The sequence below is a fragment of the Vibrio scophthalmi LMG 19158 genome (genome assembly GCF_000222585.1).
Classification (GTDB): Bacteria; Pseudomonadota; Gammaproteobacteria; order Enterobacterales; family Vibrionaceae; genus Vibrio; species Vibrio scophthalmi.
The window spans coordinates 1-14,495 of record NZ_AFWE01000171.1 but is presented as its reverse complement, the minus strand read 5'-3'; the positions used below and the strand labels follow the sequence as shown (position 1 = coordinate 14,495).

At 40.0% G+C, this 14,495-nt stretch carries 15 protein-coding genes and 1 tRNA gene; 5 read left to right on the top strand and 11 right to left on the bottom strand.

The genetic code is table 11. From position 1 onward, the window contains the following. Positions 1-34: 34 nt before the first annotated feature. The 3 genes from RH88_RS24030 to abiEi form a co-directional block, all read right to left on the bottom strand. On the bottom strand, positions 35-160 hold the full coding sequence (locus RH88_RS24030; RefSeq protein WP_005596843.1) for a hypothetical protein: 126 nt from the start codon (positions 158-160) through the stop codon (positions 35-37). Between the two features lie 296 nt (positions 161-456). Further along, positions 457-615: a hypothetical protein gene (locus tag RH88_RS23735; RefSeq protein WP_174269654.1), complete on the bottom strand. Its 159-nt coding sequence runs from the start codon at positions 613-615 to the stop codon at positions 457-459. Between the two features lie 97 nt (positions 616-712). After that, complete coding sequence (abiEi, locus tag RH88_RS13330; protein WP_005596839.1) at positions 713-1,234, bottom strand: type IV toxin-antitoxin system AbiEi family antitoxin; 522 nt, start codon at positions 1,232-1,234, stop codon at positions 713-715. Between the two features lie 435 nt (positions 1,235-1,669). On the opposite strand from abiEi, the gene RH88_RS13325 reads away from it, so the two are divergent. The 3 genes from RH88_RS13325 (at position 1,670) to RH88_RS13315 (ending at position 5,449) form a co-directional block, all read left to right on the top strand. Beyond that, positions 1,670-2,647, top strand: coding sequence for a coiled-coil domain-containing protein (locus RH88_RS13325; protein WP_005596837.1), 978 nt, complete (start codon positions 1,670-1,672; stop codon positions 2,645-2,647). Between the two features lie 410 nt (positions 2,648-3,057). After that, the gene (locus tag RH88_RS13320) at positions 3,058-4,131 is read left to right on the top strand and encodes a nucleoid-associated protein (RefSeq protein ID WP_005596835.1); all 1,074 of its coding nucleotides are present in this window, start codon (positions 3,058-3,060) and stop codon (positions 4,129-4,131) included. A 1-nt stretch (position 4,132) separates the two neighbouring features. After that, on the top strand, positions 4,133-5,449 hold the full coding sequence (locus tag RH88_RS13315) for a hypothetical protein (protein WP_040757971.1): 1,317 nt from the start codon (positions 4,133-4,135) through the stop codon (positions 5,447-5,449). A gap of 324 nt (positions 5,450-5,773) precedes the next feature. Here the strand turns inward: RH88_RS13315 and RH88_RS22750 are convergent, their stop codons facing one another. The 5 genes from RH88_RS22750 to RH88_RS13290 form a co-directional block, all read right to left on the bottom strand. After that, positions 5,774-6,490, bottom strand: a complete 717-nt coding sequence (locus tag RH88_RS22750; protein WP_005596832.1) for a helix-turn-helix transcriptional regulator — start codon at positions 6,488-6,490, stop codon at positions 5,774-5,776. After that, the gene (locus RH88_RS13305) at positions 6,456-7,211 is read right to left on the bottom strand and encodes an EAL domain-containing protein (protein WP_005596830.1); all 756 of its coding nucleotides are present in this window, start codon (positions 7,209-7,211) and stop codon (positions 6,456-6,458) included. The genes RH88_RS22750 and RH88_RS13305 overlap by 35 nt, the downstream gene beginning before the upstream one ends. Before the next feature lie 318 nt (positions 7,212-7,529). Then, complete coding sequence (locus RH88_RS13300; RefSeq protein WP_005596828.1) at positions 7,530-7,913, bottom strand: hypothetical protein; 384 nt, start codon at positions 7,911-7,913, stop codon at positions 7,530-7,532. Next, positions 7,906-9,204 carry a site-specific integrase gene (locus RH88_RS13295; RefSeq protein ID WP_005596826.1) on the bottom strand — a complete coding sequence of 433 codons (1,299 nt, stop codon included), beginning with the start codon at positions 9,202-9,204 and terminating at the stop codon, positions 7,906-7,908. The genes RH88_RS13300 and RH88_RS13295 overlap by 8 nt, the downstream gene beginning before the upstream one ends. An 89-nt stretch (positions 9,205-9,293) precedes the next feature. Then, positions 9,294-9,384, bottom strand: a tRNA-Ser gene (locus RH88_RS13290). Positions 9,385-9,718: 334 nt separating this feature from the next. Between RH88_RS13290 and RH88_RS13285 the strand changes: the two genes are divergently transcribed. Next, complete coding sequence (locus tag RH88_RS13285; RefSeq protein ID WP_005596825.1) at positions 9,719-10,396, top strand: MaoC family dehydratase; 678 nt, start codon at positions 9,719-9,721, stop codon at positions 10,394-10,396. Between the two features lie 57 nt (positions 10,397-10,453). On the opposite strand, the gene RH88_RS13280 is transcribed toward RH88_RS13285, so the two are convergent. Further along, positions 10,454-11,269 carry a phosphate ABC transporter substrate-binding protein gene (locus tag RH88_RS13280; protein ID WP_005596824.1) on the bottom strand — a complete coding sequence of 272 codons (816 nt, stop codon included), beginning with the start codon at positions 11,267-11,269 and terminating at the stop codon, positions 10,454-10,456. Between the two features lie 233 nt (positions 11,270-11,502). Here RH88_RS13280 and RH88_RS13275 point away from each other — a divergent pair, with 233 nt between their 5' ends. Then, complete coding sequence (locus RH88_RS13275) at positions 11,503-11,850, top strand: DUF3024 domain-containing protein (protein ID WP_005596822.1); 348 nt, start codon at positions 11,503-11,505, stop codon at positions 11,848-11,850. Between the two features lie 49 nt (positions 11,851-11,899). Here the strand turns inward: RH88_RS13275 and RH88_RS13270 are convergent, their stop codons facing one another. Both RH88_RS13270 and RH88_RS24025 read right to left on the bottom strand, forming a co-directional pair. Further along, positions 11,900-12,541 carry a TetR/AcrR family transcriptional regulator gene (locus RH88_RS13270; RefSeq protein ID WP_040757972.1) on the bottom strand — a complete coding sequence of 214 codons (642 nt, stop codon included), beginning with the start codon at positions 12,539-12,541 and terminating at the stop codon, positions 11,900-11,902. A gap of 174 nt (positions 12,542-12,715) precedes the next feature. Continuing rightward, the coding region (locus tag RH88_RS24025; protein WP_005596819.1) for a cadherin-like domain-containing protein at positions 12,716-14,495 on the bottom strand (1,780 nt) is incomplete at its 5' end.

Genomic DNA, 14,495 nt, shown 5'->3' with positions numbered 1-14,495 from the left:
AGCCCCACGATCAAGCGATGGGACAAACGCTACATTAAACTGCCTGCATACCGTGATCATCGTAAGGCATTTTAGATGCGGTATCATTCCAAGCTTTTTCTAGCTCGAGTAGTTCATACTCTCCATTTTCCCAATGAGAAACCCCTTCCAGAGCCTCCATGAATCGATCTAATCTTTCATCGTAATATTGCGTATTAGATAGTTCTCTATTTTTAAGTGCTATAAAATTACTGATTGTAAACGTTTTGTCGCTCTTGATGCTTTTACTTTCCAAACTAGTCAATATGTGTGTTAGTTTATATTAATCGCATTAGGTTTATTAATTCAAAATGTGGCTTCTAAAACAGTAGCAGTCAGCCTACTCTGGCACGTTTTGGGAAAAATGCACGCTGCTAAAATTGTTAAAGTATTTGTTCTAATTAATTTCATGGCAAATATGTATCACCGTAGCCATTACTATGACTCATTTTCTTTTTTATTAAGAGAAAAGCTTCCATCTTCGTTCTGAGTCCAGATGACACTATCGCCAGTCTGCCAGCCCAGTTCATCTAGGTACTCATCTGGAATTTCGAAGTAATGCTCACCTTCGTCAGTAACTTTAATCGGAACTATCATCAGCTCGACCTCTTTTAAAAATGACAAATCGTTAACTAGCAATATAGCTGCACCATACAAAGCATACCTGCCTTAAGGCAGGAAACTCGAAAAACGCTTAATCGATGATTAGGTGAACGTTGCGTCCAACACGTTTCAAATCACGAATAGCGGTCTCTTGGGTTGCGACACGAAGCGGTCTACCCACAGAGCGAATACTATCGACAATGTCGGGAACCGACTTTTTCGTATGAGTAAACTCAATCACACCATATCGAGTTTTGTATTCACCTTTTCGGCCTGTTGTCATAACAGTCAATCGATCCACAGGAATTTGCGAAATGACACCGTATTCTGACAATGCCGATTCTAGACTGATATAACTGTATTCACCCCGTCTTAACGTTTTGGCGATAATCTCTAATGTATTCGCACTAAATCTATCTTTAGATAACGTGTACAGGTAAATACCGCGAGCAACCCGCTCTAGGATCTGACTTTTCACTAACCGCTTCAACGTCTCGTTCAAATTCCTCTCCGTGTCTTCATGGAATATTTTCTTGAGATCTCGATGCTGAAAAATGTAGTGCCCTTTTAGATCCCACTCGTTGAGGCGCAGGATTGCTTCACTTTGCTTCATGCCAGATAAACACTTATCACTAATTTAACTAGTATAATTGTCCACTTATAAATAATAAGTGTAGGAGTTCACATTTTCTAACTCGGCTCTTAACTAATACTCTTGGTAGAACAAAGCCATCGTACATGTGAGATCATGATCCCAATTTCTAGAAGTCAGGAAAATATGTTTACAGTGATACCTTGCTAAGTTTTTACCCAAAACATGGCTCATCCATAGGTTTGATTAATAAATGTAAATCTAAAACCCTCTTTGTCCTGTTATAGATAAAATGACCTACAAGTCATTAATTTTATTAAAAATATTATTTAATCATACATTTGACGAATCTTTTTCACCATCGTACTTTGCTCATAAAGGCACCAGAGTTAGTTTGTTCTGAACTAACTAACAAACCAATTAGGTGCTTCTAAAACGAAAGTAAAGGTGAACAAGATGGCTAGGCCGAAATCATATTCAGAAGAAGAGTTAATTAATGTAGCTAACGAGCTACTAAACAAAGGGATAGAACCTCGTGGCTGGCGTATACGGGAGATCTTAGGGCGTGGTAAAACTACTTCGTTTGATAAGGATATAAAACGTCTAACTGAAAGTGGCCAGCTCCCAGAATATATAAAATCATCAATTGCAACTGAGGTTCTGCCAGCACGCTGCGAAACTGAACATGCACAGCTACCATTGGAAATTCAGGATGCATACAAGATCACGGAAGCTGAGCTTTCAGAGTCGATATACGCGCTTATTGTAAGGTTAAATGACATTACCGCATGTCATTATGAACAGCTCACTAAAACAAGACTTCAAAGTGCGCTCAGCGAGAAAGAAAGCGCTCTTGAGGAGAAAAGATTAGCTGAAGAGCAAGTTATTAAAACAGAAGAGCGCGTTCGCGCTCAGGTAGCGAATAATGAAGAGCTTGAACTTCAATGTGAAGAATTGGAACATCGATATTCTGAGCTTGAACAAGCTCAGGCTAATATTTCATCCAAATTGATGCAGTTGAAGCGCGACAACGTAAAACAGTGCGAGGATGTTAGGTTATCTGAAATCACTATTCGTGATCTTGAAGAACAAGTTCTTTCGCTCTCAACTGCTAATACAGTCTTAGATACTCAGCTCAAGGAAAGGAACTTACAAAGCGCAAAGTTAAATGAGCGTTATTCAGATTTAGAAAACCAGCTCGATACGACGAAACAGAAGCTAACCGTTGCAAATTCGCGATATGGCAGTATTCAAAATGCGTTAACCAAAGCGGAAGAAACAATATCGTCGTTACGTTCAGAGCTGTCAGAATCCATAACTAGGGCTAACGTAGCAGAACGCACCGCACTAATACTGGAGCGAGATAAAGCCAATCTAACAGCGCTTAATAATCAATTAATCACTGATAAAACGAGTAATTTTCAGACTGTATAGAGAAACACAATGTCGCTATAGAGCATTGATTGTATTGAAATTGTATAGTCATAGCGATAGCCAAACAGATGAGCAGGACTACTGCTATGTTCCTTAAGCTCATAGCACTATGCAAAGCTCAGGAATCAAAGCTATTATTTTCGGCACTTTCAAACACGAAAGTGTCCCACTATTAGACCAACCTTTCGATCATTTACACCCTGAGCATGAGGCTTTGCAATACTAAAAATCATCCATTCTTCTCATGCGGTTCGTTGTTGTTAATCCCCTAGATGTAATACGGAGTGAAAGTCCATATATGAAATGGCTTGTTAACGCATAAAACTATGACTAGAAGCAATAGCTTAGTTTCTTGGCTAATGCGATAATAAGCACCTAGTGGCAAAGTAATAAATTTCACAGGAAGCTATATGAATAACGCTCTAGAAGTCGTTAATAAGGACGAGTCTGCTCAGGCTACAATTGCAACACCTTTAAAAAAGTTATATGTATACGACATCGATGTAAGTCAATCTGTACCTAGTCAAGTAATTGAGTCTGCACAGATGACAGATCTCGGTAGTTTCTTGCTCAGAGTGTCACAAGAGACAATGACAAGTCCTAACAAAAAGCTTTACGAGTTCGACTCTAGTTCAGACGCGAGAACTCATATTAAGAGCTTCTTAAATTCTAACTCCGAAGCTGAACAACAAGCTTCTAGCCTGGAGCTTGCCAAGCTACTTCTATTAGCAGAAAAAAGCACTAGTAATCGAGTTAACCAACTGAGTGGTCTTAAAAAAGGGTCGATGGTGTTATGCCATTACGAAACAGAGTCTGTAAATTGCATCATAATAACCAAACTCGATTTTGAGTCCTTTTTAGAGCGAGGCACATACAATAAGAAACAGGGTCTCCCAGAGAAAAAAGGCATCCTGAAGTCTTGTGTAATTAACGCTGAGTCAGGCGAGCTTTGTAATGACTTGTACCTTCTAGATTCAAATGGTCTTGTTGCTAGCTTTTGGTCAAAGTTATTTTTTCAAGCAAGTCAAAAAATTGATGACGTAGTAAATACAAAGAACGCTTATAAAAAGATAGCCAAAACTTTTGTCGGTCTAGCTCAAAAATCAAGAGTTGACTATCAGCAACTAAAAAACAATTTAATTAGTTACTTTTCTACCAATTCCACATTTGTTTTAACAGAACTAATTGATGCGTTAATTGGTTCATATCAACCAGTAGATCCTGATGTGGATTTAGATGAGATAAAAGCAAAGATTAACAAGCTAGTCGAAGATAATGAATTTGATGGCTCTTTCGAAATAGATGATAAGGAGATAAAAAAACAATATAGACAAAAGATAACACTGGATGGTGGTATCGTTATCACGACAAGTGATAGTTATAACGATATAATTTACCGTAAAAAAATTGATGGTGATGACTACTTGATCATCAAAACTAAATCTGGCTTAGAAGAAATAAAAGAATATCCAACTGATTCATAGCATGAATACTTATATTTTAGAAAATAGCAGTTATTACTCTTTGGAAATGAAATCTATTACGGCTTCAAGAAAAAATGAAGCCATAATGGAAATTAACAATTTCTGCTCAAATTGCGATAAAGATGTAGTAATGGAATTGCTATCTGATGATTATTTAGAGTATAGAGGCTCTTGCCCTACAAATCTTATTGAACATCTTGAACTCGTCGACTTTAACGAGGACATTACGGTAAAAATAAATCTAACCAAAAGCATCGACACATGCAAAGTCTATGATTCTGTAGCTTTTACTAAATATCTACTAAAGCTAGACATAAGCAATCAAATAAAACAAATAAGTTCTTACTTCAATGAAGGACATGTTGTTAGGTTGAATTCTAACTCGAATTTCACAACCTTCATCAAAGCGAATAGAGTTATCCATACAGAACAGGTTATTAATATTGTTAATGATGAATTAAAGAGTTCGATTACTCCTTATTATATCAATTGGCTTATAAACGTATATGTACACGATGAGGTGCTTTCATCATACTTTGAAAGGGTAAGGAATATACTTTCTTTGATATGTATCTGTGAAAACAAAGAACGTGATTTTAGCTCTTATTACTTAAGTCGTGATAACGCAGTCGATATCGATGAAGTTAGAAATCTAAATAGTTTACAAAGCAATTATTTTTATCAAGTATTTAAGTGGATTTTTGAAGATGACAACTATAATCTAAAGCGTTCTATAGTATGTAACATTTTATCTATACAGGCTAGTTTTCCAGAGTCATTGAATAAAAACTTACTACCATTATTAAAAAGTAACTTGAATATAGTTTTCAAAGATAATTTTGACTCTTATATTGCTGCAAAATCTAGTGTTATGGATTATTTATTTGAACTTTCCACTAGATTAAGCGAAGAAATCAATAACAACAAATCTTCATTAAACAATTCCTTACTTGTTATCCTTTCTTTTTTCTTTACATCCGTTGTATTTACTGCAATTGATAAAGGTAAACTTGAAAATATATTCACCTATGAAGTTTCGGTGCTATCTTCAGCGTTCATTCTGTGCTCAATGGTGTACCTCACATTCAGCCAGATAGAAACTGAGAATGCTACGGACTATTATGATAAACAAAAGGTGGAGTTTATGACAAAGTACAATACTGTATTCTCTCAAGAAGAGTTGTCAGATTTATTTAACCCTCCTTCGATTCAGGACGTTTTCATTCGAGCAAAATCGCGAACAATGTTTTATATTTACCAGTCAATATTGTTATTCTTAACAATATTAATCTGGTATCTACACTACCTCAATCTTTAGCGAAATTTAAGCTATCATAAGTTAATCTATCGATAACGTAAGTAAATAGGTTGATATTTTTACTAATCAGGACTGATACTAGTTAGATCTATTCCAGTTAATATTTATTGAGGAGTTACTATCTGTCTCATGGCAACTCCAGTTTCTCATTTAATATTTTAACACTAGTCCCATTAGAAATAATGGTCACCAAGCGATTCTGTCGTACCATGGACAAGGAAAGCCTACCGCCCATTTGAGAGCGACACTCAGGTTAAGCTGAACAACCTACCAATCGAAGAATGAAAGCCCTACAGGGCTTTCAAAATCAATTACAAGGTATCCTCAAGCACCAATCAAGTTTCGATAGCAAGTCGGTGACATCCCATATTTTGCTCTAAATTTATTGCCGAAGTACGAGGAGCTGTTAAAACCACTGTTGTATGACACCTCACCAATCGATAATCTTGAAGTGACCAATAACTCTTTGGCATAGGCTAGCCTGATATCTTGAATCAATGCGGTGAAGCAGGTTTGTTCTGATTTAAGTGTTCTATACAAACTGGATTCAGATAAGTAAACCTGAGCGCATATGTCTTTTACTGACCAATCCTTGCGGAGGTCTTTAACAACCAACTGTCTAATTTTAGAAACAACTCCTGCTTTATGGCCTTTAATCCCACACGTTCTAACCACCTCAAGCTTAAAATACTTATCAATTGCTCTGTTGATAAAACTACTATACTTGAGATCATATCTGATTAACTCGTTATGCGTGTTAACATATTCAGCCAAAAGACCAGAGGTATACCAGGTTTTTGAAGACCCATCATAGTATCTGTATACCGTAATTTTTGCGCAATCGTTGCTATATAGAAAAATATGAATCGAAGTGTTTTTTGGAAGAACTATAGCTTCACCTGGTGAAATGTGAGCTACATACCCCTTAAAAGAAATGATTCCTTGGCAATCAAAAGAAACTACGTGCTCCCTCTGGAAGACTACCTTCGTTTGAAAATTATTCGCATTAAATAGCAGCAGTGATTTTGTTTTTATGATCATTCTTTATATCCTGCATTATCTCAGACCATTGCTTTGGAACAGAATAATAATATCCTTGTGATAAGGACCCCGTAGCCTTAACGATTTGGGCCTGTTCATATGTTTCGACTCCCTCAAAGATCAGACCTTTTTTCGTAAACGGAGATAAAACATAAGTTAGAGCCTTAGCAGACATGACATCTAAACTATTAAAATATAAGAAGCTCTTATCAATTTTTATGTAGTCCCAATTGATAGTGCCTAGTGACAAATTGGCTTGTTCGTTATTTGAATGGTAGTCATCGAGCCAGATCATCACTCCGTTGCTTTGTAGAGATTTAATATTGTTAAGCGTTTGAATTGCCGATGTATAGCAATTTAGTTCATTTATCTCTAACGCAATTTTTGCTCCTTTAAATAGGAGAATACTTTGAACAAACTGGTCATCAGATAGACAAGACATATTGATGTTTAAGGATATCGTTGATTTGATTTTCAACGATTTTGCCACTTGTAATTGGCTTAAACAGACGCTCTTTATGAACTCGTCATCTACGCTTTCAAAGAAATCTTGATTGCTATATATCTCACCTGATTGAGATGTAACCCGCGATAGAACCTCGTAATAAATAGTTCTTTTTGTTCTTGGTGAGTAGATTGGTTGAAACAAGTAGTTTATTGCAGCATAGTCATCATCTCTTGTTACAATAACGCCATCCATTCTATTTATAAAACTGTACATATCCCGACCCTACAAGCTAATTTTTAAACCCATCGAAGTCATTTTATCGCCTGCAAAAAAAACCGTTACTATTAATATAAATCCTTGTTATATCACTTGACGTAAAAGTGTTATTTTGTAGTGTTATCGACAATTAAATGACACATGATTTAGTCTTCATTCGACCAAGAACAAACAAATATTATCGACACGAAAGACACCGATTATTGATAACTGTGGTATGAAAAAAACTAGGTACTAATTCAAATGGCACATATGTCGTGCCTTCGAAGTACACACATTAGAGCACCGCAAGCGGTGCTCAGATATCAATTGGGTTTACTCAACCTGTATTGAGATTGACCATCCATTTCCTCTTGTTGTAACGCTCACGTCCAAACCATGGCTTTGCACAAAATCAATTAGTTGCAAAAGCTTTTCTTCCCTTTCGATCTCTTGAGAAAGCACACCGTAACCAAGCATCTCTTTGAATCCGTAAAATGAATCCACCACAGCGTAGAGCTGATTTACATGTTGGATATAATTCGCAACCGTTAAATCACTATTTCGCTTTAATGCCGTCTTTAGACGGTAAACAAACCGTATGGCTTCTAGGCTAATGCCGCATGAGACTAGATTTGAGAAATCATAAACCTGCGTGAATTCGGCATGGTCTAGAGCATTCAAAACTGACTTCAGTTCGAAATGAGCGAGCTTACGCATGACTATCTCCTTCTAGAGTAGGAAAGGCATTCACCGCTTCTTGAAGCTTAAGTAGATCAGTCTTTTTGCCATAGCGACCATAGGTAATGTTGGGGTGAGCATGACCAACGATTTCCGATACAACGTGCTCAGCAACCTCGGCCATTTTTAGCTCATCAATAAAAGTATGCCTAAATGAGTAAGCTGTAGGTCGCTCCTTGGGCTTCATTCCAATAGCAGTTTGTACCTTGCCTAAGTGTGTTCTATAGCGGAAAGACCAATCATGGTTCTTACCGTGGGGTTTATAGTCGAATAGTTGCTTCAGGCGCTTACGGTTACGTTCTTCCACATATTCTATGAAACCAGAGTCCAATAACACACGATGGACAGGAACTAAACGGTATGCATTTTTTGTTTTAAGACGTTGCCTCTCGTTAGAGTCAGAACAGGTGATGCAATAGATCCCACCGACCTTCTTAACGTCTGTAGTCGATAACTGGCACGCTTCAGCGGGCCTCAAGCCATGATAGATCTGTAATCTCGTTACCCAGTCGAATTGCTTATCCCTACTTAGATACTCACTTGAAGAAAGTAACTTAGTGAGTTCATCTAATGTCCATCGTGAGCGCTCCTCAGAAGCTTTTGAGGCTTTAGATTTAGGAGCTTTGACTGATTGGAATGGATTACTGGCAATCGTTTCTCGCTGCACACACCAGGTGAAAAACTGTCTGAGCGCTGCTAGGTAGTCCTTGATTGTCTTAGAACCCAGCCCACGAGCTAATAGGCTGTCTCGGTATACCATGGCAGTTTTAGGCGTTACTGGAAGCTTTCGCTTTCTAACAAAAAATATGAAGTCGGTACAACGCTGCTTAAGCTGAACAGAAGATAGGTGAGTAATATTCTCAAGGCTTTTTGAGTGAATAAAATCATCTAACTCAGTTGCGAAGAACTTCGAGTCCTTAGATTGTTGTTCAGGTAAGCCTCCCACAGGAGCTGGTGGCGGAGTTTCGACGGTAACTGGCACATAATGAGGCTCCATCTTCGAACTCGTCTTAAACTCCTCACGTACACGTTTAATCAAAACCAGCAAAATAGCTTTGAACGTTTTGTAAGGCATGTACTGATTTAGTGCTCTATCGAACAGAGAGCAGATAGCATTGGCTAAACGAGTATTACGCTTAATCGCTTCACGGCGCGTTTTGGTAAGCAAAGAGAAGCGAACTTCCTTTGGATAGTCATGGGAGTTTTGTAGAAAAACAGGGGTGGCAATACGTGTGTAGTACACGCCAGAAGCCAGTTTTATCAAATACATATGTATCACCTATCTGTGTTAGGTGACTTTTCTATGCTTCAGATACGAAAAAAGCCTTTGATAATCAAAGGCTTTTTTCTAAGAATAAGTGGCGGAGAGATAGGGATTTGAACCCTAGGTGGGCTATAAACCCACGCCGGTTTTCAAGACCGGTGCTTTAAACCACTCAGCCATCTCTCCGTTGGGACGCATATTAGGTTCAGGTGCTGATGTTGTAAAGCACTATTTCACTCCAATACGTTTAAGTGCTTAAAAAGTATTCAGGCTCGATTTTTGCTAGCTTCTATTTAGCGCTATATTGGCAGCTGATTAATGCTTGCCTCTCGTTTTTATGAAGCAAAAGCTCTAACCATTGACATGGCAATAAAATAGTGTTTTATTGCTATATAAATGAAAAATAAAGATTTAATCACTTTGAGGCAACAGTTGTACGCCCGAAAGTAATTGCAGATATTTGTGAAGTGCTTCAAAATTACCAAATTAGCCTAGTCTATGGTCTGTTTCTGAGGTTTTTATGAAAGTCGCTGACTTGTTCAAACATCGTAGTGAGTCAAACTCGAAGCATCATTCTGAGTTTATGCAATGGATGTCACCTGCAGTACGTGAGTACTGGGGCGAGTTCATGCACAAAGCGAATAATCGTCATCTTTTTTCACGCTTGCGTGATTTACAGCAACCAGCCGTAAATGAAGAACACCCTCAGCCAAAACCGATTGAGCTTAAGGCCGACGCACAAGTTTTATTTGATGAGCTAAAAACTAAGCTCGACACCGTGATCCACACGGGTGAATGGATTGATGTCTCTCAAGAGCGTATCAATCAATTCGGTCAAATTACCGAAGATATGCAATGGATTCATACCGATCCAGAGCGTGCAGCACAAGAGTCTCCATTTAAAACCACAATTGCTCATGGCTTTTTGACACTCGCGTTACTACCAAAGATGACTGATAGCGTTGATCCTGAGAACAACCTGTTCCCTACCGCAAAAATGGTGGTTAACCTTGGTTTGAACCAAGTTCGTTTTCCTTACCCTGTTAAAGCGGGTAATCGTATTCGCGCGGTGAGCACACTTTCTAAAGTCACACCAATTAAGAAAGGCTTAGAAGTTGAACGTGAAATCAAAGTTGAAATTGAAGGTATTCGCCGCCCTGGCGCTGTTGTTGTATCGGTGATTCAACTGCACTTCTAACCTCAAAATTTAAAGAAAGGAGAGCATATTTGCTCTCCTTTTTTATACAAAAATTTCTTATTTCACTGGCGTGTAGCCATATTCAACTATTTTTTGTTTTGCTTCTTGGCTTGCCAAATACGTCACAAACGATTGCGTTTGTGGGTCTATCTTATCTGTTATGTAAAAAACAAGAAAAGGGCGCGCAAGTTCATATTTCCCTTCTGCCATATTTCTATTGCTTGGCTCTACCCCTTCAAACTGAATCGCTTTAACTGAATTATCCACCGATCCCATTGAGATAAATCCAATCGCTTGTGGATTGTGATTTACTAAGGTTTTCACCATGCTGTTGCTATTGGCGACCAGATTATCTTGGCTCATGTCAGATACCAGCTTGTCATCAACCACTTTGCTCAATCCAAGTAAACTTTCAAAGCTCGATTGGGAGCCTGAAGAGGCTTCACGAGTAACCACTGCAATCGTCTGATCAACCCCACCAAGCTGTTTCCAGTTGGTAATTTTGCCTTTGTAGACATCAAACAGTTGCTCACGGCTAATGTTGCTCACCGAATTTTCAGGGTTAACAATGATTGCCAGCCCGTCCATTGCGATGGTAGCAACTGTTAAGCTGTCGTTTTGCTCGCCATCGGTTAGGTAGCGAGAGCTCATACCGAGTTCTGCCACACCTTTTTTAACTAACGTAACCCCAGCAGTAGAGCCAATACCTTGTACCGCTACATATGAGTCAGGGTGAGTTTGATTAAAGCCTTCAGCCAGCACATCCATGACACGTGCTACCGAGGTAGAGCCTGAAATATTAATTTCGCTGGCGTGCGCAGAAAAAGTCACAGCAGAAATGGAACATAGCGCAGCTAACGCGAGTCGGATCATAGTGTTCTCCATAAAATAGTGCCGAGCCGATGCATCAACGCGATGCGTAATCACGGCAGATCATAACCGAGCATAGAATAGACTGATTTGATGACAATTTTGTGAAAGATGGGGCAGACGTGAACAATAGTAAGCCATACTATATCAACATGACTTCAAGATACGTTATAAACGGTTTTGAGGTGATAGGCCTAGAGCCAATGATTGTGGAATTAATTCGCTTCGGAGTAACTATGAGCTTAGTCAGTTTGTTGCAAAAACAAGTGGAAACTCGTGCAGAGGCGATATGTCGTCATCGCAACCAAAGTATGCCAACTGAATTAGGTAAAGCAGATTTTGAATCGATCCTTAATGGAGTGATTTTTTTCAATCAGCATTACTTACTTGACTCATCACATTTTGACTATACCTCACCCGTGGCGAAGGTATATTGGGATGAGACAGCACAATCTTGGCTGCTGTTTATGATTGATGACCAAAATGATGAACAGTGGCTCGCCTACCCTTATCTAAGTCAAAGTCAGGATCTAACCGCTATTATGCGTGAGATCGATAAAGACCCAAAAGATCTGTTTTGGTAGCGAACCGGTGGCCATTTGCCACGATATAAGCGTTTACTCGATTGAATTCTTAGGTGTTGGAAACTAAAAAACCACTCGTCATCAATTTGATGTTGTGTTCCAACAACTGCTCTAAAAACTGATCATTGAGTTCAATACCATGGATTGCCAACATCGATGGTGGTGCTATGAAAGGAAACACCATCAGTGATAGATATGAGATACGGCACAAATTTGGGTCCATTTCTGGTTTGATAACGCCATTGGCGAGTAGCTTATCAAAGATGATGCTCTGCATTGGCTGAGTGATTTCCATCATCACCTTTTCCATTAACTTACGCTGTACACCTGACTCCGGCATGTGCATGACTTGGGCAAGCAAACGAGGAAATTGCGGAACTTTACGCATTTGCTGATAGTAAGTTCGCATGATATCGATAAAATTGGCTTGGCTGCTATCCCGCCCTAACCGAATCAATTGCTGCTTCATTGGCTCTAAAGTTTCCCTTAGCATGGTTTCAAACAGTCCCTCTTTACTGCCAAAGTAATAACGAATCAAAGCGCTATCTACACCGGCTTTCTGTGCGACTAATCGAATAGAGACTTTGTCGTAAGCCATGACAAGAAATAGCTCTCTTGCACTGGCAACCAATTTGTCCCGCGCGTCTATTTTCTGATGGGGTCGCCCTGCTTTGCGCTGACTCATGCTAATTCCTTGATCGAGTAACACTACAATATCGCAGCTTTATTGAAGAGTGAGCCTAGCGTAAGTTAGGGCATTTTTCTCTGCGTTACCGCTCGATTTTTTGAGTGGTTATTATTGATGTGAGAACAAATAAAAAAGGAAGTGCAGTCTCCTACACTTCCTTTTCGTTATTAGCTCATTCTAGCTATCATGCAAAAAGATGTTCTGATCAATCAAGGTATTAAGTATTTGCCCTTGATCTAATCCACCGAGCGTTAAATCTTGTGCCAAATTTTCGACCAAGATGGTTTGCTCTTCACCTGAACCGACACCATCTGGGTGAATCGTCATGGCGAGATCTTCATTTTGCACTGTCACTTGGATATGATCGAGCAAGTCATCCACACCCACGGTGGCCGACTTAAGCTCTGGCAGCACATCACGCAAGTCAATTTTGTCTTCTGATACGGTGAAATCGGTAATGGTATCTGTCGCTCCATCGGAGATTTCGTGCCAAACAAAGATATCGTTGCCAGTGCCACCAGTTAGGATGTCAGATCCCAGTCCACCGTCGATGGTATCCGCACCCGCACCACCAATGATTTCATCATTGCCAGCGCCACCGGTAAGAATATCTCCCCCATCACCACCAACAATGCGATCATCCCCCGCTCCCGCAGTAAGGTTGACACCAGTATCATCACCCAATAGCTCAACATCTTGTGTTTGCGCCGATTGGTCGATATCCGTGCCGTCAGGCGAGATATTTAACACAATATCAATCGGTGCTGATTGGGCGCTCTGGCCATCATCAGTTGAAACGGCGGTAACTTTAACGGTATGGCTACCCACTCCTGCACCAACAATCTCAATGCTATCGATATCCGCAGCGGGTACGGAATAAATTCCGCCATCAGCGGTGATCGGGCCAGATGCCGTCTCGACACTCGCGCCCGCCGGCAAGTCACTCAGCTCAACCGAGAGTACTTCATTGACATCGGTTAACGCAGCCATCAAACCAACAATCGCGATACCATTGTTACTCACGCTTAGATTGGCTGACACATTGCGAATGTAATCAAAGCCCGGTTGAATGGAGAGCGTTGGCGCATCGGCAACAGGGTTAACAATAATATCATGTGTTTCACTGGTGGTTATGCTCATCCCCGACGGATTACCTGAATCGGTTGCAGAAACCGTTAACGCAATCTCAGCCGCTGTCGCAAAGCTGGCGTCTAGCATCACGCCTTCGCCTGTCGCTGGTGAGTTCAATAATGCATTCAACTCGGCCAGTGTCCCTTCTAAAGTAATCGAACTGCCTGATGCAGGTGTCACTGTGACCGTTGAACCCGCCGGCAGATTGACACTTAGAGCCCCGTAACTAACGCTCAATTCAACACTCATTGGATCATTGGCAAAAGTATCAACATAATCGACATCAGCGATAGTAATACCGCTGATTTGCTGGCCTGCACTTTCATCAATGGTTGATGTCGCCGAGGTCACATCGACTTCTGGCGCATCATTCACCCCAACAACAGTGACTGAGATCGTACCTTGATCGGTAAGGAAATCCGGATTGCCATCGGTTGTGCCGTCGTCTTCAATGACATAGCTAATAGTCACATCACCCGAGAAATCCAGTTTTGGCGTAAATGTCCACGATACCCCATCCGGGTTCGCGGTAATTTCACCTTGTTCTGGTGGTACTGAAATCGATTTTACAATCAGATTGTGTCCTTCTGGATCAGTACTTAAACCTGGGCCTATCAACTGAGATACGTTAATTTGCAGCGAGGTATCCTCATTAATTGATCCCAAATCCACATCCGCTGCGATGGGTTTGTCGTTCACTTCGGAAACGTTAATCACGAACTCAGTGCTGTTTTGGTTAAGGGTATTATCGTTACCTGGCTCAACTAAACCTAAATTACCGTTATCATCAACCGTTGCCGTCACTTTCACGCCATCTGGATCGACT